General features: G+C 35.7%; 21 protein-coding genes and 1 riboswitch. Of the genes, 13 read left to right on the top strand and 8 right to left on the bottom strand.

Annotated elements, in window-relative coordinates; genetic code table 11:
- The 3 genes from RR062_06080 to RR062_06070 all read left to right on the top strand — a co-directional run.
- Nucleotides 1-360, top strand: a 360-nt coding sequence (locus tag RR062_06080) for a type II toxin-antitoxin system death-on-curing family toxin (protein ID MEG2027271.1), incomplete at its 5' end; no start/stop codon positions are given.
- Between the two features lie 147 nt (nucleotides 361-507).
- A complete protein-coding gene (locus RR062_06075; GenBank protein ID MEG2027270.1) occupies nucleotides 508-711 on the top strand; it encodes a hypothetical protein in 204 nt (67 codons plus the stop codon).
- 1 nt (nucleotide 712) lies between these two features.
- Entirely contained in the window at nucleotides 713-1213 is a 501-nt protein-coding gene (locus RR062_06070; protein ID MEG2027269.1) for a hypothetical protein, read from the top strand.
- A gap of 8 nt (nucleotides 1214-1221) precedes the next feature.
- Here RR062_06070 and RR062_06065 read toward each other — a convergent pair whose 3' ends face one another.
- The 4 genes from RR062_06065 to RR062_06050 form a co-directional block, all read right to left on the bottom strand.
- The gene (locus tag RR062_06065) at nucleotides 1222-2565 is read right to left on the bottom strand and encodes a multidrug transporter (GenBank protein ID MEG2027268.1); all 1344 of its coding nucleotides are present in this window, start codon (nucleotides 2563-2565) and stop codon (nucleotides 1222-1224) included.
- A gap of 12 nt (nucleotides 2566-2577) precedes the next feature.
- Nucleotides 2578-3492 (bottom strand): nucleotidyltransferase domain-containing protein, encoded by a 915-nt coding sequence (locus RR062_06060; GenBank protein ID MEG2027267.1) that lies wholly within the window; start codon nucleotides 3490-3492, stop codon nucleotides 2578-2580.
- Between the two features lie 268 nt (nucleotides 3493-3760).
- Nucleotides 3761-4000, bottom strand: coding sequence for a hypothetical protein (locus RR062_06055; GenBank protein ID MEG2027266.1), 240 nt, complete (start codon nucleotides 3998-4000; stop codon nucleotides 3761-3763).
- A gap of 29 nt (nucleotides 4001-4029) precedes the next feature.
- Nucleotides 4030-4629 (bottom strand): phosphotransferase, encoded by a 600-nt coding sequence (locus RR062_06050; protein ID MEG2027265.1) that lies wholly within the window; start codon nucleotides 4627-4629, stop codon nucleotides 4030-4032.
- A 492-nt stretch (nucleotides 4630-5121) separates the two neighbouring features.
- On the opposite strand from RR062_06050, the gene RR062_06045 reads away from it, so the two are divergent.
- Complete coding sequence (locus RR062_06045; GenBank protein ID MEG2027264.1) at nucleotides 5122-6744, top strand: ABC-F family ATP-binding cassette domain-containing protein; 1623 nt, start codon at nucleotides 5122-5124, stop codon at nucleotides 6742-6744.
- A 375-nt stretch (nucleotides 6745-7119) separates the two neighbouring features.
- Here RR062_06045 and RR062_06040 read toward each other — a convergent pair whose 3' ends face one another.
- Together RR062_06040 and RR062_06035 are read right to left on the bottom strand one after the other, a co-directional pair.
- On the bottom strand, nucleotides 7120-7536 hold the full coding sequence (locus RR062_06040; GenBank protein ID MEG2027263.1) for a cytidine deaminase: 417 nt from the start codon (nucleotides 7534-7536) through the stop codon (nucleotides 7120-7122).
- A gap of 110 nt (nucleotides 7537-7646) precedes the next feature.
- On the bottom strand, nucleotides 7647-8960 hold the full coding sequence (locus tag RR062_06035; GenBank protein MEG2027262.1) for a thymidine phosphorylase: 1314 nt from the start codon (nucleotides 8958-8960) through the stop codon (nucleotides 7647-7649).
- Between the two features lie 261 nt (nucleotides 8961-9221).
- Here RR062_06035 and RR062_06030 point away from each other — a divergent pair, with 261 nt between their 5' ends.
- The 4 genes from RR062_06030 to RR062_06015 all read left to right on the top strand — a co-directional run bounded on the left by RR062_06030 (nucleotide 9222) and on the right by RR062_06015 (nucleotide 14440).
- Nucleotides 9222-10235, top strand: a complete 1014-nt coding sequence (locus RR062_06030; GenBank protein ID MEG2027261.1) for a hypothetical protein — start codon at nucleotides 9222-9224, stop codon at nucleotides 10233-10235.
- A 179-nt stretch (nucleotides 10236-10414) separates the two neighbouring features.
- Nucleotides 10415-12814, top strand: a complete 2400-nt coding sequence (locus RR062_06025) for an ATP-dependent Clp protease ATP-binding subunit (protein MEG2027260.1) — start codon at nucleotides 10415-10417, stop codon at nucleotides 12812-12814.
- A 42-nt stretch (nucleotides 12815-12856) separates the two neighbouring features.
- A complete protein-coding gene (gene raiA / locus RR062_06020; GenBank protein MEG2027259.1) occupies nucleotides 12857-13396 on the top strand; it encodes a ribosome-associated translation inhibitor RaiA in 540 nt (179 codons plus the stop codon).
- Nucleotides 13397-13510: 114 nt separating this feature from the next.
- On the top strand, nucleotides 13511-14440 hold the full coding sequence (locus RR062_06015) for an InlB B-repeat-containing protein (protein MEG2027258.1): 930 nt from the start codon (nucleotides 13511-13513) through the stop codon (nucleotides 14438-14440).
- A gap of 367 nt (nucleotides 14441-14807) precedes the next feature.
- Here RR062_06015 and RR062_06010 read toward each other — a convergent pair whose 3' ends face one another.
- Complete coding sequence (locus tag RR062_06010) at nucleotides 14808-15065, bottom strand: hypothetical protein (protein MEG2027257.1); 258 nt, start codon at nucleotides 15063-15065, stop codon at nucleotides 14808-14810.
- 147 nt (nucleotides 15066-15212) lie between these two features.
- Between RR062_06010 and RR062_06005 the strand changes: the two genes are divergently transcribed.
- The 4 genes from RR062_06005 to RR062_05990 all read left to right on the top strand — a co-directional run bounded on the left by RR062_06005 (nucleotide 15213) and on the right by RR062_05990 (nucleotide 19116).
- Nucleotides 15213-16382, top strand: coding sequence for a DUF362 domain-containing protein (locus RR062_06005; GenBank protein ID MEG2027256.1), 1170 nt, complete (start codon nucleotides 15213-15215; stop codon nucleotides 16380-16382).
- Between the two features lie 122 nt (nucleotides 16383-16504).
- Nucleotides 16505-16984: a transcription elongation factor GreA gene (gene greA, locus RR062_06000; GenBank protein ID MEG2027255.1), complete on the top strand. Its 480-nt coding sequence runs from the start codon at nucleotides 16505-16507 to the stop codon at nucleotides 16982-16984.
- Nucleotides 16985-16993: 9 nt separating this feature from the next.
- Nucleotides 16994-18472, top strand: a complete 1479-nt coding sequence (gene lysS, locus RR062_05995; protein ID MEG2027254.1) for a lysine--tRNA ligase — start codon at nucleotides 16994-16996, stop codon at nucleotides 18470-18472.
- A 47-nt stretch (nucleotides 18473-18519) separates the two neighbouring features.
- On the top strand, nucleotides 18520-19116 hold the full coding sequence (locus tag RR062_05990; GenBank protein ID MEG2027253.1) for a thiamine diphosphokinase: 597 nt from the start codon (nucleotides 18520-18522) through the stop codon (nucleotides 19114-19116).
- A 285-nt stretch (nucleotides 19117-19401) separates the two neighbouring features.
- Here the strand turns inward: RR062_05990 and thiT are convergent, their stop codons facing one another.
- Nucleotides 19402-20493, bottom strand: coding sequence for an energy-coupled thiamine transporter ThiT (gene thiT / locus RR062_05985; GenBank protein MEG2027252.1), 1092 nt, complete (start codon nucleotides 20491-20493; stop codon nucleotides 19402-19404).
- Between the two features lie 44 nt (nucleotides 20494-20537).
- Nucleotides 20538-20627, bottom strand: a riboswitch (TPP riboswitch).
- Between the two features lie 170 nt (nucleotides 20628-20797).
- Here thiT and yfbR point away from each other — a divergent pair.
- The gene (gene yfbR / locus RR062_05980; GenBank protein MEG2027251.1) at nucleotides 20798-21367 is read left to right on the top strand and encodes a 5'-deoxynucleotidase; all 570 of its coding nucleotides are present in this window, start codon (nucleotides 20798-20800) and stop codon (nucleotides 21365-21367) included.

Here is a 21367-nt window from a genome sequence, read left to right as displayed (position 1 = left end):
AAAGAAAAAGTGCTTTTATTGCATCAACTAATTATACAAGAAACGGGTGGAGGCGATGGCGTGCGAGATTTAGGATTACTAGATTCGGCGCTTGAAAATGCTTACGCTACTTTTGACGGCAAAGATTTGTATCCTACAAAAGAAGAAAAGGCGGCAAGGCTGGGGTTTAGTTTGGTATCCAATCACGCATTTGTTGATGGAAATAAGAGAATCGGTATGTATGTAATGCTTACTTTTTTAGAGGTTAACGGCATAGATATTGATTCCACAAATGAAGACGTGGCTAAAGTTGGACTTGCGCTAGCGGACGGGTCGATGAAGTATGAGCAGTTGTTGGAGTGGATAAGAGAAAAACAGTAATTAGAAAGTGAACATATTTTCAAGGCAAGTATCAAAAGGTACTTGCTTTTTTCATGCCAAAATTAAATAGAGGAGGGATAAGCCATGGCGGTAATAAGAAACCTAGTAGTAAAGATAGCGGCGGATATCTCCTCGCTTAGTAAGGGGTTGCAGACCGCGCAAAAGAAATTAAAGGCTATGGCGGATAGTTTTTCTAAGATAGGCGGTAAGCTCACTGCGGCGGTAACACTTCCTATGGTTGCCTTAGGCGCGGCGGTAGTAAAGACTTCTGCGAACTTTGAACAGTCTATACTCCGCTTTCGCTCCGTGGCGTTCGGGCTATCGCCCTCGGCTGAGGGACGGCAACGCTAAAATGGATGGTAGCTTTCAAATGATGGATAACAGTTGTATTGTTGGTTGGTGGAGTAAATCGCGCTGTAATGCAGGCGGAAACTTCGTAGGCGCAAAGCCATACCTAGAGCTGACATTTTTGAAAAGACCAATCATTACTTGGATAATTCTTGGCGACAACAAACTGAATCAATACCCCGTCAATTTCACAGTAGATTACTATGACGGCGAGGTTATAAAGAAAACGGAAAGGATAATAAACAATACAAAAATCGAGGTTAAGTTAGAGCCAAAGGTGGAAGACATCACAAAAATACGGCTTACAATATCTTCATGGAGCAAGCCAAACGCATGCGTTAAAATCTTAAAGTTTTACGATAGACTTTTTGAGCGGTACGAGGGCGACGCTATGCAAATGTTTGAGGTCAGCGAGGAGATGGGTTCGGCGGAAGGCAATTACAATATCAATTCGGATATTATGACGGCAAGTTTATACAATCAAAACCGCAAGTTTGACAAATAGTTAGCTTTTTAGTAAATAGTATTTTTAGAGTTCAACATCTCTTTATCGGTTAGTCCACCTTTTTTAACAAAAAATGCGAACATAAAATAAGTCAAAACGCTATCTAACGCAGTTCCACCAGCAAACATTAATGCAATTGAAGTAAGCGTTGGAACAAAAATTCCGGCAACATACAAAATGTACATTAACCCATAAAACACAATATTAATAATTAAAGATTGCACGAGCATGTATTTTGTTTCGCCAATACCATAAAAAATACTATCGCATATATTATTAAATGCAAATAAAACATAAAATGCCAAGCTTATTAAAACCAAATTAAAAACATTCTTATAATTATCTATATTCATTACACTTTTCAAAAAAGGTTGCCATAATGGTATTGTTATTAGCCATAGAATAATTACGCATGTAGTTATCACCATGTATCCTAGAAAATTTTCTTTAATTAATGATTTGTTTTCCCCACAATCTCGTTTAATAAGTTCGCCTAATTGAATAATAGGCAAAAGTAGCCATCCCCAAATAAAATTATTTGCAACCCAAAATGTGCCTTGTTCTCCAACAATGTTTACCATCTTAACAATCATAAGCATAAAAGCAAGATTACGCACTAGGCTCTCTATTCCAGAATAAGCGCTTATTTTAGTCCATTCTTTCATCCAGTTAAAATTTAGTTTTTCCTTAGAAAACAAAAATATTTTTTCCTTGTTAAGAAAAAACACAGCAAGGAAAAGCATTAAAATATTAACTATAATATTGGTATATGCAATTCCGTTTACGCCAAGTTTTAGTGAAAACGATAAGTTAGATACGAAAAAAGTATCTAATAAAATGCATATGAACATTTGCAGGCCAAGAATAAAATAGAGATAAATATCCTTTTTTAAGGTAACAATTACTATTGTTATAAATTTTACGAGAGTAGAAAAAAGTGTTGCAATTGTTTCTAATCTAATATATGTAACCGTTTCGTCAATTAGCGCAATATCTTGCGCCATAAATTTTACAAGTGGTTTAGCGAAAATAAGGATAAGTATGGATAGCATACCGTATATTAAAAATGTTACTAGCATGCCAGTTCGTACTCGATTTGTCATTTCAATTGTATTGCCAATCGTTTTTCCTATAAAAAAGAAAAGTGGCAAGATTAAAGCTTCTTGGATTATTTCATAAAGTAAATTTACATACGATAGTTGGCTTGCTATATTAAAACCCCAATCGCCGGGCATTTGCCCTAAGAAAAATATTCTTACTGTTGTGTAAATTGTTGGAATTAATCCCATAATAAGTAGAGCAAAAAACAAGCGGTAATTAATATTTCTAAGGGATTTCATAACTTTAATCATTTTTAAACTCCTCTAAAAATTATTTAGTATTTCTATATATTTTTTTTCATAGCAGTCAACATCGGTTAGTACTTTAATTAAACTTTTTGCAAGCCTGCAAATATATATTTTTTTATCTATCTTGAAATCATAGACTAAACTCGAAATTTCAAAATCAATATCTTCTGTCGCCATTTTTGGTAAATAACTATACGCAAATTTATTTTTTGAAAAAGCGTATAATTTCACAACCTCATGAATTATAATATTACAGTTAAAATAAAATCTATAATCATCGCCATTTTTCATTATATTGTTTAGTGATAGAAATGTGAACATAAGCCTTTTTATTGTCTCTGATTTCATACGGATCTTATCAAAGTTGAATTCTTTGTTCATCTTTTGCAATGTTAAAAAAGTGTTTTCCGTACCTTTTATTATGGAATGCTTAATATCATTTATCATAGAATTGGTGTAAAATTTCCCAATTTCTTCAAGTTTTTTACAAACAACAATTTCTATTAAAATTTCATTAAATCTGATAGTGACTTTGTTTAGTGTAGTATCTATGAATGTAATTTCTTTTATTGTTTCCAACATTTTTTTAATTTCGTATACATTTAAATCTGTAATTACACACAAATCAATGTCGGATAGTGGTGTAAGCTGATTTCTCGCAAGAGAGCCAAAAGATACGATTTCACTTATTCCAGATATTTTAAGTAGGGTATCTATAATTTTATGCAAAAAATGATAGTGACTTAATGGTAATGCCTTTATATCATTGAAAGCATTAATCGTTAATATATTTAAAGAGTTTTCATGCCATAACTTTTCAATGAAATTGTTCTTAATTTCATTATCAATACGTATAATTGTTTGTAAGATTTCTTCTTTGCTAGCTGGATATGGAATTTGTGAAAAATCTTTATTTATACATCGATCCAAACAAACATGCAAATTAGTATTTACTTTTAATACGATATAGGAATTTTTAGGAAGTCTACTGTTTAGCTTTTCTCCAAGTTGTCCGCAGCCAGATAATTCTGCAATGATATCACAACTTTCACATACTTTATTTATAAATAATTGTTGAGCGAGGTACTCTTTTTCATAGCTACCGTCTCCTACCTGTTTTCTGATTTCATCAATTTGAATAATTTCATAATCAGGTTGGATTTTTGATAACGCTGTAACTATTTTGCTTTAACCGCTATTAATATTTCCGACAACAAGTATTTTCATTTTTTTGTTTTTCTCCAAATATTTGTTTGATTTCGTCTATTGAAATTAAATGTATGTTAGGCCAATACTTACTTGCTCCTATCATGATATTGTAAAATCTCTTGCAACTTTCTTCAATATCGAACTCATCGTGTCTATTAATTTTTGCTATAATCGATAAATAATCACTAATAATAAACATGATATCTTCAATTTCTATAAATAATTCCATATTTCTATAAAATCTCTTAAATTTTGGATTTAACAATAAATATTGTTTAATAAAATCATCTTTATATTTTTTTGAGTACCCAATTTTCTCAAATGCATAGCAATTTCATAACTAATAGGCGCTATACAAGCGGATTCCCAATCAATTAATGTGGCATTTCCATTTTGCAAAATAATATTTTCTTGATGAATATCGCCATGGCAAAATGCAAGTTCTTCGGCTATCATTTCCTTAGACCTATTAATTAATACATCATCAAATAAAGGTAAGTATTGCTTTATAGTATCTTCAATTTCATTCCAATGTTTTGCTAGTAGTTGCTTGTTAAAAGAATAATAATTAATGTAAAAGTCAAAAGAATTATTTGGAACAGCTTTTTTATAAAGCGCTAGTAATTCATCGTAGTTAATACTATTAACTGCGTATATTTCTTTTGCAAAACTAGCAACTATTTCAAGTGGAATATCATCGCTCCAATTAAGCATTTTACCAAGCTCAACACCGTCTATATAAGAAAGAACTATACAATTATTCCTTACTTCAATAATTCGAGGTGCGGGGAAACCTACTTCACCCAAAAAACTAAGTATTTCGGGTTCATTAAAAGGCTTGTAGTTTAAACATTCCACATGTTTTTTCGCGTATCTAAATATATGCCCATCTTTTTCATTTACAATGAAATTTATATTGTAATGTCATTCTTTTTTATGAGCATCTATTGTTCCTTATGTGCGCTAGGCGACCAATTACATTATTTAGATAAATAACTTTAAGCAAAAAACATTGCAAGTATTAAGCAGTTTGAAATTACATTAATTTATATTATAAGACAACATTTGTTTGAATGCAACAAATAAGACACTTTTAAGTAGTAATTTTTCTATATTATTTTGCATTTTCCAATTTGTAAATAACAAATATGCGAACATTTATATTTCAATTTATGCAATTTATTTCCGGTAATTTCAAACTAGAATATGATTGACAAAAAGCGTTAAAATTGATACATTAACAACAGGCTACTGAGATTTAAGCGATAAAAACGGATATAATTTTAGTTAAATTGGCGTATGGCGATATAAAATTTGCTGTATTAAAAGTAGCGGTAAAGGAGAGCGGACGTGAGAGGAAACAATATGAATTTGTCGTTTGGAATGGAAACAATTTATGATGACGCTGAATTTCAAATAGCAGATCATGATAAGGTTGGCATAGTTGGCGTCAATGGCGCAGGTAAGACGACATTATTTAAGGTCATTTTAAGAGAATTGGAATTGGATAGCGGTTCAATATATGTTGGAAATGCTAATATTGGATATTTACCACAGGAAATTGATTTTGAAGATAGAAGTAAAAAAGTGTGGGACTATCTTTTTGAAGCTAGACCGATTAAAAAAATAGAATCTAAATTAAATGATATTTACGAAAAATTAGCAATCGCAAACGAAGAAGAACAAGTAGCGTTGCTTTCAACTATGTCTAAATTGCAACAGCGGTTGGATAATCTTGACGTTTATAATGCGGAAAATATATTGCTTGAACTTATTGATAATATGAAAATTGACAATGCCCTTTTAGATATGGAAATAGGCAATTTATCGGGTGGGCAAAAGTCAAAAGTAGCTTTTGCTTATATTTTATTTTCCAATCCAAGCATTCTTTTACTTGACGAACCGACAAACCACTTAGACGTTACAACAAAAGAATTTGTTACAACTTATCTAAAAAATTATAAAGGCAATGTGCTTATTATTAGTCACGATATAGATTTTCTTAATGCCGTTACGAGTAAAATTTTATTAATAAATAAAGTTACTCATAAAATTTCTACCTATGAAGGCAACTATCAAACTTTTAAACGTAGATATGCGCAAGAACAATTACTAAAAGAGTTGCGTATTACTCAGCAAGAGCAAGAAATAAAAAAACTTGCCGATTTTGTGCAAAAAGTTAATCAAGCGAGCAGAACCAAGCACGATTTAAAGAGGGTTGGACAAGATCGTGAAATAAAACTTGCCAAAAAGTTAAAAGAACTTGAAAAACGTGAAAAGATATATAAGCATATAAAAATAAGGCTTGACCCGAAAAGAGAAAGCGCAAAAATTCCTCTTGAAGTTAAAGATATTACTTTTCATTATGACGGACAAAATAAATTATATGACCAATTATCATTTTCATTGACAGGAAATGAAAGATTTTTAATTGTGGGCGAAAATGGCGTGGGTAAGTCTACGCTGTTGAAGCTTATAATGGGTATAATTCGTCCCGATAGCGGAGAAATAAAGTTTAATCCCAAAACGGACATTGCATATTATGCGCAGGAGCTTGAACTTCTTGATGAAAATAAAAGCATATTAGAAAACATTGATTGCGATGGTTTAAATGATGTTCAAATCAGGAATGTTCTTGGGAATTTTTTGTTTCAAGGCGATTTTGTTTATAAAAAAGTAGCTTTGCTTTCCCCCGGTGAAAAAGCAAGGATTGCGCTATGTAAACTTATGTTAACCCGCGCTAACTTACTAATTCTTGACGAACCGACTAACCACTTAGACCCCGATACCCAAGCAATAATAGGCGAAAATTTTAAAGATTATTCCGGCACAATAATGGCGGTTAGTCATAATCCCGATTTTGTTGAACAGATAGGAATAACGAGAATGTTGATATTGCCCGATGGTAAGATTGTAGATTATTCGAGAGAGTTACTTTCATATTATTATATTTTAAACACAGATTTAGTCTAAATTATTTTTGATTATATTGTGAACTTATAAAATTAGAATGTTAAGTAGGCCAACAATAGTAGTTTACAGCCAAAGTATATGCTGATATTTTAATTGATATTAGGCGTATATTTTTTTAGCGTTAAATGGTTTTAAGAATAAGAAGAATTGAAAATAAAAGTTTTTGATGCACTTTTTTAAACCTTGCTTCAAGCGTTTTTATTTAAATATTTTTTAACGCTTAAACAATAACTTTATTTTCATTTTTATTTTGCCGGCAAGTTATGTTACTTGATATAAAAGTATAAGTCGATAGAATTTGCTAAAAAATGTAAAAACTTGCCCTATCAGTTTATTAATAATCTAATAGGGCTGTTAAGTTTAGTTTTTACAAGATTAGTCTTTAAACTTTTCGCTTGTTGCAGTGTAAGTCCAGAAAGGATAGGGCAGTAGGTCTGAAAGTTTTTTGACGTCGTTGTAGCCGAGTATTATTTCGCAGTCTTTGTTAGCTCGGTTAATTTGACTAAGCAATTCTCTACATCTTCCGCAAGGCGGGAAGAAAGTGTCTTGCCCGACTGCGCACATAGCAAGAACGTGACTTTCGCCGTCCATTACCATTTGAGATATACAGGTGTGCTCGGCGCAAAACCCAATACCACAAGTTACGCCTATGTCAATGCCTGTATAAATTTTACCATTTGCGCCTAGCATAGCGCAACCGACAAAACCTGCGTAGTTGTCGTAGTCAAGTTTTCTGTACTTTTGAGTTTCCCTTGCTTTTTTAAGCAAAGCTAATTGCATTTCGTTTAACATTTTTTGCCTCCTGTCGTGTTAATACATTTTAATAAATATCGTTTATAAATATTTAAATTTAAATTTTGCTATAATATTAATTAAAAAAGTTTTTAGGTTTTTTGCTTAATTTACATATACTTTACGCCGTCGCTAGAAACATAAGCGTAAGCGATTTTGTGTTGTTTAGGAAGGCTTGATTTAATTATTATGCTGTCGGTTACCATTTTAGTAACCTGGTCTAAGTTTTTGTTTGCGTGATAAATTGTTGCGATTTTGTCGCCCTTATTTACTTTGTCGCCGATAGCGTGATATATTTCTATGCCGACCGAATTGTCGATAGAATCGGTTTTTACAATTCTGCCTCCGCCTAGCAGAGTCAATGCGTTGCCAAGCTGTTGAGTCAAAAAGCTATATACGTAGCCATTTTTGTTCGTATAGATGTTTTGAACTTCTCCAAGCGCAAATTTCGACGTATCGGTTATATAAGAAGAATCTCCGCTTTGCGCTTTTACCATATCTATAAATTTTTGTAACGCCTTGCCACTAGAAATTGCCAGTTCTATTTTTGTCTGCGCAGTTTGCTCGTCTATCGAACACGCCATAGATAGAAGTTTTCCGCCTAGCTCCTTCATTTCGTTATATAGTCTATTCTTTTGACCGCTTAACACTTCGACTGCGCTAATTACCTCAATGCTATTGCCAATCTTTTGCGACAAAGGTTGCTCCATATCGGTAACAAGAGCGGATACTTTTTTGCCGGCAAGCGACCCGATTTTTACCATAAGCTCGGCAAGTTTTACGGCAAGTTTTGGTGTCTTCATAAATGCGCCTTGTCCGTATTTTACGTCAAGCAAGATAGTGTTTGCTCCGCTTGCAAGTTTTTTGCTCATAATTGAAGAACAAATAAGCGGTAGACTGCTAACCGTTGCAGTAACGTCACGCAATGCGTAAAGTTTCTTGTCGGCAGGGACTAAATTTTTGGTTTGTCCAATAACTGCGCAACCAATAGAGTTGACTATATCAAAGAATTTGTCTTCGTCAAGGCTTGTGTCGAAGCCGGGTATGCTTTCAAGTTTGTCGATTGTACCGCCGGTAAAGCCAAGACCTCTGCCCGACAGTTTAGCAAGTTTGACTCCGCAACAAGCAAGGACAGGCGCAAGCACTAAGGTAACTGTGTCGCCAACTCCGCCGGTGCTATGTTTATCAACCACGATGCCGTTAATTTTGCTCATATCCATTTTATCGCCCGAATTAAGCATAGTGTTGGTTAAATAGTAAGTTTCGTGTTCGTCCATACCCTTAGTACATATAGCCATAAGTAACGCCGACATTTGATAGTCGGGTATTTCGCCGTTCGTAAAGCCGTTGACCATATAATCAATCTCTTGCTGAGTTAAAATTTTGCCTAGTCTTTTTTTGTCAATAATGTCGTACGCTCTCATAATTTACTCCGTTTAATATTGTTTTATATATTTTAATACAATATTGTGATTGTTTTATGTTAAAAAAGTTATTTTTTAGTAATTGAAGATTTATTTTAAGGTGGATTATTATTTTAACATACTTTATGTTTTTTTACAAGACAAAAGATAAAAAGAATGGCAAGGCTTTGTATTTTTAATAGGATATTTAATAGTTTACTTGTATTATTGCGCTATATTTGTTATAATACAAACAATATTACTACACAAAGGAGAAATATTATGGCAAAAGGCGGTGGCGGAGGTTTTTCTGGTGGCGGAGGTTTTAAGGGTGGCGGTGGCGGAGGTTTTTCTAGTGGCGGAGGTTTTTCGCCTAGACCGCCAAGAAGAGATAACAACGATTCTCACAATAGCGGTAACGGCTTCTTAATCGGCGGACTTATTGGTAGTTTACTTGCTAGGTCGCATCATACAAATACAAATACAAATGTCAGTCGTAACGAAGTGTTTAACGACCCTTCTTCTAACGCTCCAAAAACGCCCGAACTTAAATATAGGGAATATACGTACTGCGAATATTGCGAAAGCGAGTACGTAGACTTAACTAAAACAAAATGCGAAAATTGCGGAGCAAATTTAATTTACCGCAAAGATTTATTATCCGCTCCGTCTAGCCCCTTAATCAACTCAAACGCAACGGTTGCAAAGAATAAGGGAAACTCTACGTTTAAAAAAGCTTTGTCGATATTTTTTGGCATAGCCATTGCGCTAATTATATTCGGTATTGTACTAACTTCGTTTTTCGCTACCTCTATTGTCGAAGATTATAATGTAAGCCTAAGTACGTTTGACCCTAATATCACCTATACCAAACAAGGCTACGTAGGGCAAACTTTGACCAGTAATTATTTGTCTTTTACGGTAAACAACGCTCAAATTACTAACGATTTGTCTTTCTTTGGGTTAGACGCTTCCTTTGGCTATTATTGCGTAGTTAACGTAACCATAAATAATATTAATAGCGACGATTTACCCATATTTTTTACCGACTTTGTAATCAAAGTCAATGGGCAAAAAGCAGAATATTTGAATATCTCTACGGCAAACGCTAAAATATTTAATTTTAGCAAAGACCAAAATTCTAAGTTTACTATATACGCAAACGACTCTAATACTAAGTACTTTGTTTTTCCGCTTTCGCAAAATTATAATTTAGCCGACCTTGAACTAACGTATAGAGAATTTGACCAAAACGCTAGGTTAGAAGGAGCGTACGGAGTAAAACTAGGCGCATAATTTTTATCGGTTATTTCAAACGCAAAAAATGACAGAATAACTTAAATACAGCAGATTAATTGTATCTGCTGTATTTTTTCACTCATAAATCACACGAAAATTTAGTGAAAGGTCTTTTCAAATGCTTAAAAATGCGGTAGACTATATATAATATCTAACAGCAACTAGGAGAAATATAAATGACTTACGCCGAAAGTGTAAAAAAAGCCATAGAATTTGCCGAACAATGGGTAAAAGCAAATTTAAATAGTTTTATAGGTACGGAGCATATCTTGCTAGGGTTTATAAATACAGAATGCGTGGCTCAAAAAAGGCTTAAAGAAGCCGGCGTTTCTAACCTTAACTTCCGCTTACAAAGCGATTTAAGGGCAAGTAACGTTATCGAGTTTACTCCAAGAGTAGAGCATATCTTGGGTTTTGCAAGAGAAATTGCCAATATGACGCAGAGTAGTTACGTAGGTAGCGAGCATATTTTGCTAGCTATTCTGCTTGACCGCAATAGTTACGCAGTAAATTTACTTAAAAAGTTAAATGTCGACCTTAATTTGCTTATAGGCAAAGTCAGCGCCGACGCCGGCATAGACGGCAACAGCGTAATGGAAGGCGAAACCAAGCCCGAAAATACAGCCGAGTCAAGCGACTCTCAATTAGGCGAACTTGCAAAGTTTGGTAGCGATATTACAAATAAGGCTAGACAAGGCAAGCTTGACCCCTGCATTAATAGGCAAGAAGAAATCGAACGTATTATACAAATTCTTTCTAGGCGTACCAAGAATAACCCAATATTAATAGGCGAACCCGGCGTAGGCAAATCTGCCGTAGTCGAAGGTCTTGCCCAAGCCATTGTGTCAGGCGAAGTCCCCGACCTACTTAAAGGCAAAATTGTCTTTTCGCTAGATTTAGCCGGACTGCTTGCAGGCACAAAATATAGGGGCGACTTCGAACAACGGTTTAAGGAAGCTATAAGAGTAATCACAACGCAGGGCAATATCATATTATTTATAGACGAAATTCATAATCTTGTTGGCGCAGGTAGCACTAACGACGGCAATCTTGACGCCGCAGATATGCTTAAACCTTTGCTTGCAAGAGGCGAAATGCAAACCATCGGCGCTACTACAATAGACGAATATCGCAAATATATAGAAAAAGATTCGGCGCTAGAACGGCGTTTTCAACCCGTTATGATAAACGAACCCACAGTCGAGCAATCTATTGAGATATTGCAGGGGCTTAAAGGCAAATACGAATCGCACCACAACGTAGAGATTACTACAAGCGCAATCGAAGCCGCTTGTAAGTTGTCGGCAAGATACATTACCGATAGGTTTTTGCCCGACAAAGCAGTCGACCTTATAGACGAAGCTGCATCAAGGGCTAAGCTCAATTTGTTTACCACTCCAACCGAGCTTAAACAGTTAGAAGAACAACTATTCCAAAGTAAAATCGAGCTTGACGAGGCGGTAAAACTGCGAATGTTTGTCAAAGCCGAACAGTTAAACATAAAAAACAACGAATTAACGGCTAAGACCAAGGCGCTTAGAGATAGAATAGACCAAAAACGCACTCAAAAGCGTCCTTCGATAGACCAAAGCGACATTGAACGAATTGTAGCTAAGTGGACGAGTATTCCAATAGAGAAACTTAGTCAAAGCGAGAGCGCAAAATTGCTTAACCTTGAAAATGACCTAGCAAAGCGTGTTGTAGGGCAACAAGACGCCGTTTCGGCGGTAGCTAGGGCGATTAAAAGAGCACGTGCGGGGCTAAAAGACCCGTCTAGACCGGTAGGCAGTTTTATCTTTGTGGGTCCAACTGGCGTAGGCAAGACCGAATTAGCTAAGTCTCTTGCCGATATTCTTTTTGGCGACGAGAATATGCTTATTAGATTAGATATGGCGGAATATATGGAAAAGCAATCAACCAGTAAGCTAATTGGAGCACCTCCGGGCTATGTTGGTTACGAAGAATCCGGGCAACTTACCGAAAAAGTAAGGCGTAAGCCGTATAGCGTAGTCTTGTTCGACGAGATTGAAAAAGCTCACCCCGACGTTTTTAATATGTTACTTCAACTGCTTGACGACGGTAGATTGACCGACAGTAGGGGCAGAGTCGTAGACTTTAAAAATTGCGTTATAATTATGACAAGCAACGTCGGTTGCAACCAAACAAATGTCAGCTTAGGCTTTAATTCTTCTAAACAAGAGCAAACCAAAGACAAGATTTACGAAGTCTTAAAGACAAAATTTGCGCCAGAATTTTTAAATAGGATAGACGACATAGTAATTTTCCACCCTCTAACTCAACAAGAAATCGAGCAAATTGCAAAAATTCTTACTACCAAGCTTGCCCTAAGATTACAAGATACAATAACAATCACTTTAACCAAACAAGCAGTTTCTCACCTTGCCAAAGTTGGTTACAGCGACGAATACGGCGCAAGACCATTAAAGAGAGCTATCCAAAGTAGAATTGAAGATATTCTTTCTCAAAAGATTATCGAAGGCAAAATTACTCAGGGCGACCACATAGAAATAAGCTTAAAAGATGAACATTTGGTATTTACAAACAACGGCAAATAAACTATAATTAAGTTATAACAAAAAAAGGGAGGTTATATTAATATGAAAGTAGAATTACTTTGCAAGAATTACCGTATTACAGACAGGCTTCAAGAGGTCGTTACGGCAAAGCTAAACCGCCTAGACAAATACTTTCCAAACAAGGAAACACAGGTTAAAGTAGTACTTGTTCAAGACAACGGCAAACATAACCGTATGGAAGTTTCTATAAACTATCACGGTTTGCAGGTGCGTAGCGAAGTTTCGGGCGACACAATGTATTACATTATCGACGAGATTATCCCCAAGCTAGAACGACAAATAATCAAACATAGAGATAAACTTAGCGAAAAATACAAGATGCCACCGCTTACGGCTATGGACGAACTTGCTATTCCGCCCAAAGACGAAGACAAGAATGTCGTAGCCAAGACTAAGAAATTCCCGATTTATTCTATCGAAGTTAAAGAGGCGGTAGAGGAGCTTGAAATGGTCGGTCACGACTTTTACATCTTCAACAATATTTCAACTAATAACGTCGAAGCGGTCTATCGTAGAAAAGACGGCACAATAGGTCTTCTTCAACCCTATATAGAAGAATAGATAAATATTAGTCGTATTCTATTAACAACACAATGTATAGTGTCTATAAATTGAATTCCAAACATTGACTGGCTCTATATAATAATAAACACAAATATAATAAGGGGGTAGATTATGAAAAGAGCGATTACATTAATAATGGCAATTCTTATGTTGGCGACGTCGTGTTTTGCGCTGTCGGGGTGTTTCAAGAACCCTGACATGAAAACGATTGGCGACTTTATGTTCCGCTACAAGGAGGATAGTACAGCTGCTCATCTACATAAGCTGTCTAAGCAAGGAAAAGAAAAAGCCACGCTGGTAATACCGTCTCATTTACCTAATGGATTACCTGTAACAAGTATGGGTGGCAGCGGATTTTTTGCTGGGGCAATCTATAGTAATATAGTTAGCGAAAAGCTGGAAAAAATATTTATTCCAAGTATAATAACCTCGATACCGTGTTATTCGATCCAGCCTTCTTCTCCGATTGTGGTAGTTATTACACGCAACGATACACTCGAATCTCAGCTTGCCGAGTTCATTCTGTACTATGAGTTTTCACATTTCAAAACTCTCGTTGTCGACGACATGTCATACAGCAAGTATATCGAATTTTATTTCTGGTTACACGGCATAAATAACGTAGTATTAGATCCTAGGATTAGATTAGAGTTTTGCAGTAAAATTGAGAACTATCTTAAACAACCCAACGTAGAGTTTTACTTAAACTACGAAACGGAAAACCCTTTGTTCTGGTTTGACTACGAGACGGGAGAATATGTTCAAAGGCATTACCAAGGTACATACGTGCCAACACGAGAAGGCTACACCTTTGCAGGCTGGTATAAGGAACCCGAATGTATAAACGACTGGAATTTTGATATTGACAAGATGCCCAAATACGAGACGGAAGAATCGATTACAGCAAATATTTCTGAGTCAGATATACCGACAGGTGAAGAAGCCTCTAATTTTTTCAAGGAATTGTATAATAGTATTATAACAAAGGAAAACGATAGGGAGAGAGTCAGGCTCTATGCAAAATGGACGAAAACGCCCTAGAACATCTACAAGGATAATAACAGTTTAATGCATTTTACATGGAATAATTGATGAGATTATCGAAATTGTGAATAGTCAGGGAAGGGCTAAGACTGTTCGCAGGGTGGAAAAAGAAATGACAATAGAAATCAACAATATTTCAACTAATAACGTCGAAGCGGTTTATCGTAGGACGGCGCAATAGGTCTTCTTCAACCCTATATAGAAGAATAGATAAATATTAGTCGTATTATAAGTTAGTTGTAAATAAATTATTATATCGTTTTAATTTAATACAAAATGAGGTAAGAAAGTTATTCTTACCTCATTTTTGTTAAAAATTTATAATTTAATTATAACTTATCTAAAAATGCCAAAGAGCTACAAACTAATTGCTAAAAGACTCAATAAATAAATGGTCGAAGTAGACCGTTTCGGCAAAATCAGCAGGGCGAAATTTGATAAAATTGAATTTATCAATATTGTCGAAGTGGCTTGTAAGCATAATCGGCGTTGGTTGGTCGAGAAAATGGCAAACTTCTTGTAAAGTTTTTTCAAGATTTTGTCTTGTCAACGCTAGGTTATTTTTAATAACCGTATCTTTAATAATTTTTTCATCTTTAATGACTTTTACCCATAAATTCATTATTATTTCTCCTAACTTTGTTCTAGCTCTATTCTAACATATTTTTAACATATTTACACGCTTAGTTAGAGTTTTTACAAGTATTATTTTGTTTACCTTTCGATTTATTTATGCTACAATACTACAAATAAAGGGGGAAATACGATTATGAAACTTGCCGTTGTTGACGCTAAGAACTACCAACAAAACGAGATTGAGTCAAGCTTAAACAGTTTAATCGACCAACTAGGCGGACTGGAAAAATATGTTCCGCAAGGAAGTAAAGTCTTTATTAAGGCAAATTTGATACGTGCTTTACCGCCCGAAAAATGCGGTACGACTCACCCCGAATTAATTCGAGCTTTGGCAAATAGACTAATAAGAGATTGTTCGGCTACGGTTACAATAGGCGACAGTTCGGGCGGAGCGTATACAAAAGCCTCAATGAACAAGGTTTATAGCGTATGCGGTATGCAAGAAGTTGTAGCTCAAACGAAAGCGACGTTAAACCAAGATTTTAGCTATGGCTTTTGTCAAATAGGCGGTAAATCTTTGGCAAATTGCAATATCACAAATTCTTTTTTGTCTAGCGACGTCGTTATAAATTTTGGTAAATTAAAGACTCATAGTTTTACGGGCTACACTGGTTGCGTAAAAAACCTTTTTGGGCTTGTGCCGGGACTTGAAAAAGTCGAGGTCCACTCAAAATTTCCCAACCTAGAAGACTTTGTCGACGCAATTATAGACTTAGAGCGGTTTGCAAGTTCAAAAATTGTTCTACACTTTCTTGACGCAGTAATAGGTATGGAGGGGCAAGGGCCTACAAACGGTAGACCTAAATTTATAGGCAAAATAATCGCCAGCGACAACGCTTATTTAGCCGATATCGCAGGCATAAGTATGTTTGAAGAACCTCTTAATATGCCAATAATATATAAGGCTATCGAACGAAAAATTATTGATAGGGAATATAAAAATTTAACCGACTTTGACTTTTCTTTGCTAAAAAAAGACTTTATCAATGATTATGATACCGTAAAGGTCGTTAGAGAGAATTTTGCAAATCTTCCTAGATGGATACAAAAAATACTTAAAAATAATCTTTGTCCAAGGGTCAAGCCTAACGTAAATATATGCGTCGGCTGTGGCAAATGTATTGAGCATTGTCCTGCAAAGGCGCTTAGTTTTAACAAAAAGCATAAGGCGCAAATTAATCAAAAGAAGTGTATTAGATGTTATTGTTGTCAAGAATTGTGTCCAAAAGACGCTATAAAACTTAAAAAGCCCTTACTGTATAGGGTAGTTAGAATGGTAGCGTTTAGTAACGGCAAAAAGTAAACAACGATTTATTTATTACACTTGACTTTTTCAAGCCGGTTTGGTAGAATTATTACAAACACCGTTCTTCAACTGCGGTGTTTGTTTATTAAAATAACAATTCTTGAAGTTTGGAGGAATATATGGCAGATTTTTATGTTACAAAAAAAGGGTACAAGGAACTTGAAGACCGTTTAACCTATCTCAAAACAATAGCTAGACAGGAGATTTCTCAAAAGATAAGCGAAGCAAGAAGCTTTGGCGATATTTCGGAAAATGCCGAGTATGACGCAGCAAAAGACGAACAAGCAAGGGTAGAAGGTGAGATTATCGACCTTGACGCTAAGGTAAGACGAGCCGTTATCATTTCGGAGTTTGACGGCGATACGTCGGTAGTAAAGATTGGGTTTATCATAAAAGTTGTCAATAATGCAAACCGAGAAGTAAAAACTTTTCAAATTGTAGGCAGCACCGAGATTAAACCGCTTGACGAAGTACCTAAGATTAGCAACGAAAGTCCGGTTGGAAAGGCTTTACTGGGCAAATGCGTAGGTCAAACGGCAGTAATCGAATTACCTAACGGCAAGAAATTAGAATACGAAATATTAGAAATTACCAAATAAGGAAATACTATGGACAACCAAATAATAGAAAATCAAGAAGATATCAACGAAATTTTGCGTGTAAGACGAGAGAAACTGCAAACTTTAATTGACAACGGGCAGAACCCATTTCTTAAAGTTAAATTTGACAAGACTCATTCTTCTCAACAAGTCGTAGACAATTTTGAGCAACTTGAAAATCAATCTGTGTCGCTTGCGGGTAGAATTGTAAGCAAACGTATTATGGGCAAGGCGTCGTTTTGTCATATTCTTGATGCGCAAGGAACAATTCAATTATACGTAAGAATGGATACCGTACCTAATTACGACGACTTTAAGTCTTACGATATCGGCGATATTATCGGCGTTTGTGGCAGTGTTTTTCGCACGCACTTAGGCGAAATATCTATAAGGGCAACTAGCCTAGAATTGCTTAGCAAGTCCTTACTTCCTTTGCCCGAGAAATTTCACGGACTTAAAGACACCGAGCTAAGATACCGCCAACGCTATGTCGATTTAATCGCTTCTCCCGAAGTTAAGAAGATTTTTATAACTCGTAGCAAGATTATTAGCGCTATTAGACAGTATCTTGACGAACTTGACTTTGTCGAGGTCGAAACGCCAATTCTAAGTCCGCTTGCAGGCGGAGCTAACGCTCGCCCCTTTGTAACGCACCACAACACCCTTGACATTGATATGTTTTTGCGTATTGCGCCCGAATTATACCTCAAAAGGTTGATTGTTGGCGGTTTTGAAAGAGTGTACGAGATAGGCAGAATGTTCCGCAACGAAGGTATGGACGTAAGGCACAACCCCGAATTTACTATGCTTGAACTTTATCAAGCTTATGCGGATTACAACGTTATGATGGACGTTGCGCAAGGCATATTTACAGTTGTAGCCGATAAAGTAATCGGCAGTAGACAAATAGAATACGAAGACACCATTATAGACCTTGACAAATGGACCAAAATTTCTATGATTGACGCCGTTAAGCAATATTGCAATGTTGACTTTAACAATTTAAACGACGTTTCAGCCGTAGAAGAAGCCAAGAAGTTAGGCATCGAGCTAGAAGAACGCAAACGCAACTGGGGTTACGCCCTCTACGAGATATTCGACCAATTAATCGAGAGCCACTTAGTGCAACCAACCATAGTTTACGATTATCCTATCGAAGTTTCTCCGCTAGCTAAGAAAAAACCTACTGACACTCGTTTGACCGAAAGATTTGAGTTCTTTATTTGCGCAAGAGAAATGGGCAATGCGTTTAGCGAACTTAACGACCCTATCGACCAACAAGCAAGATTTGACCAACAGGCAAAACAGAAGGCAAAGGGCGACGACGAAGCTCAACCAACCGACGACGACTATGTAACGGCGCTTTCTTATGGGCTTGCCCCAACCGGCGGACTTGGCATTGGCATTGATAGAATGATTATGCTGTTTACAAATAGCCGTTCAATTAGAGAGGTCTTACTTTTCCCCACGATGAAACCTATTAAATAAAGTCTAAGGGCATAGTAATATATGCCCTTTTTTGTACGGAGTAACTTATGAAGGCAAGCATAGTTTTAAATAATTACATCGATTGTCAGGTCAAGCAAGATTATGTAATTTGCGTAGACGGGGGATACAATTATTGTTTAGGCAAATGCGACTGTATAATCGGCGACCTTGACAGTATCGGTAATATTCCAGTTGAGGTTAAAATAATCAAGTTCGACAGCCGTAAAAACCAAACCGACGGCGAACTTGCAATACGGCAGGCGATTTCTTGCGGATATAATGATTTGACTATTTACGGAGGCATAGGCGGAAGAATTGACCACACAATAGGCAATCTCGGGTTACTTCCCCTTGCATATAGTTTAAACGCTAAGGCGATTTTGTTAAGTTCGACGCTTGAAGTCTTTTTTGTCAAAGATAGTTTAACTTTTGAAACAAAACTAGACGATATAGTTTCGATATTCTCTTTCGACGGTAACGCCGTAGTAAGTAGCGTAAGCGGACTATCCTATCCGCTAGACAATCTAACGCTTGAAGAGCTTTCAACTCGTGGCGTAAGCAACTACGCCGTTAAAACCCAAGTTAGCATAGTTATAAGTAGCGGTAGCGTATTTGTTTTTCATTATCTTGCTAAACAAGAATAAACTTCATAAATGACTGTTTTTATAGTTTATTTTTTTATTTTTTAAGGCAAGAAGAACTCTTTATTGGGTTCTTTTTTTATGTATTTTTAGCCATTATTTTTTTTAATTTAATATATTTTTAAAGACAAATAGACCTGCAAAATATAGTTCGCAAGTCTATTTGTCGCTAGGGAGATTGTGTGGGAGATTAAAGGGATATTTTTAGAATAGTCAAATTAAATCGTCTTGACAGTAATTATTTGCAAAGCGTCAAAACAATATTTAATATTTGACAATTTATTACGGCTAATCAATTAAACTTTCTTGCTCTAAATTTACGCTTGAAATCATATTGACAAGCGGAGTTGAGGCAAATACGGCAATTCCCGCAACAAGCAGAATTGCAAGGTCGACAAAGGCGAAGCTGTTGTAGAGGAAACTCCAAGCTACTGCGCCAAAGTTTTCCGGGTCGCCCGAACCAAAAACAAATATTCCGCTAATTACGTGGCAAAAATATCGTATAATTACAGCAAACGTTGCGCTTAGGCTAAATTGAATTATGCGGTGATTAGATAAAATATTTCTTTCTTTTAATAGTCCGGCTAGACCGATTGCGCTAAACGCTATGGGGTAGTCTAGTAAAAATTGCACTGGGTGAATAAACCAAGGACCTTGAATAAATTGTAAAATTCCATATATTGCGCCTGCGATTACGCCTTTTCTTATGCCAAACATATACGAAAACAGCATTAACGGTAGCAAGCTTGCAAGCGTTACCGAACCGCCTTTTGGTCCTTCAAATAGTTTTAGATAAGATAACGCAAAACTTAAAGCTATGCAAATGCTTGCATATACGATAGATTTTGTACCGCCTTTTATGCGTTTACCAAAGACAAGGGCAAGCGTAATTATTGTCGCTATTATTAAAACCGTAAATACATATAACATTATTTCTCCGCTTACGCTAACTACGGGATTATCTTTATATGTAAGTATTAATTTAATCACAAGTAAGGCGGTAACGCAAACCCCAACTACGCTAAGAGAAATAATTGAAAAGAGTTTTAAACGTTGCGGAGCAAATATAGATATAAAGAAGGCGCAAATTGCAAGCAAAACTATTACGCCAAGTAGAACCATTACGGGTATAAACGTAGCTGTTTCTATATAACCTTGTTCGATATATTCGCTAAGACTTGCGTAAAGCAGTAGTCCAAGCGACCCTATGGTATATCCTATTACAATACCTGTTGTTAGCTTGCCAAAAGCGTTTAAGCTGTCGGGTCTTTTGAGCTTAATAATAGTAGCGACTACAACTATACATAGAATTAGCCCTAAAAAGACATAGGCGGCTACGCTAGAAAGAGAGTCATACGAGATAGTAAGAAATTGCATCATAGTGTTATTCTCCATAAAAAAAGTTTCGGCGTAAAGCTACCGAAACATACCAAAAAGTATTTCCCTGTCAAGCATTACCTTGTTAGGTTGTGTGGGTATATTTCTCAGCTTATTAAGCACCCCAAATATTTATATTTATTTGTTACTATATTATAGTTTATCTTATTTGGTTTGTCAACCCCAAAACAATATTTTAGGTCAAATATATTAAAAAGCATTTGTTTATACGTTTATTACTTTACAAATATTTATTTGTAAATTATCTTCAAATGTAGTACAATAATAATTAATAAGGAGAACTTTTATGTATAAGTTTTTTGCATTTTTAGGTAGAATGAAGTTAATTAATCGTTGGAGCTTAATGCGTAGTACTTCAAGCGAAAATATCGCCGAACATTCTTGTTCGGTAGCTATCGTAGCCCACGCTCTCGCTACTATTAGTAACGTTTATTTTGGCGGTAACTGTTCCGCCGATAGCATAGCCGTAAGAGCGCTTTTTCACGAGAGTAGCGAAGTACTGACCGGAGATTTGCCTACGCCTATTAAGTATTACAACGAGCAAATTAATTCGGCATATAAGGACATAGAAAGTCAAGCCAACGCAAAATTAATCAGTCTACTGCCCGAAGAACTTAAAGCGACTTATGACGATATTATTAATTACGACCATCAAGAGTATAAGTTTGTCAAGTATGCCGACAAAATTTGCGCATATATTAAATGTGTTGAGGAATGTAGACAGGGTAATAAGGAATTTATTTTCGCAAAGCAAAACATAAGTCAAATAATTAGCGATTATAATTGTCAAGAAGTTGATTATTTTATGCAAAACTTTGTAGTCGCTTACGAACTTAGTCTTGACGAGCTTAGTTAA

The sequence above is a fragment of the Clostridia bacterium genome (assembly GCA_036654455.1).
GTDB lineage: Bacteria > Bacillota > Clostridia > Christensenellales > CAG-314 > JAVVRZ01.
This window is presented reverse-complemented; position numbering and strand designations above follow the sequence as displayed.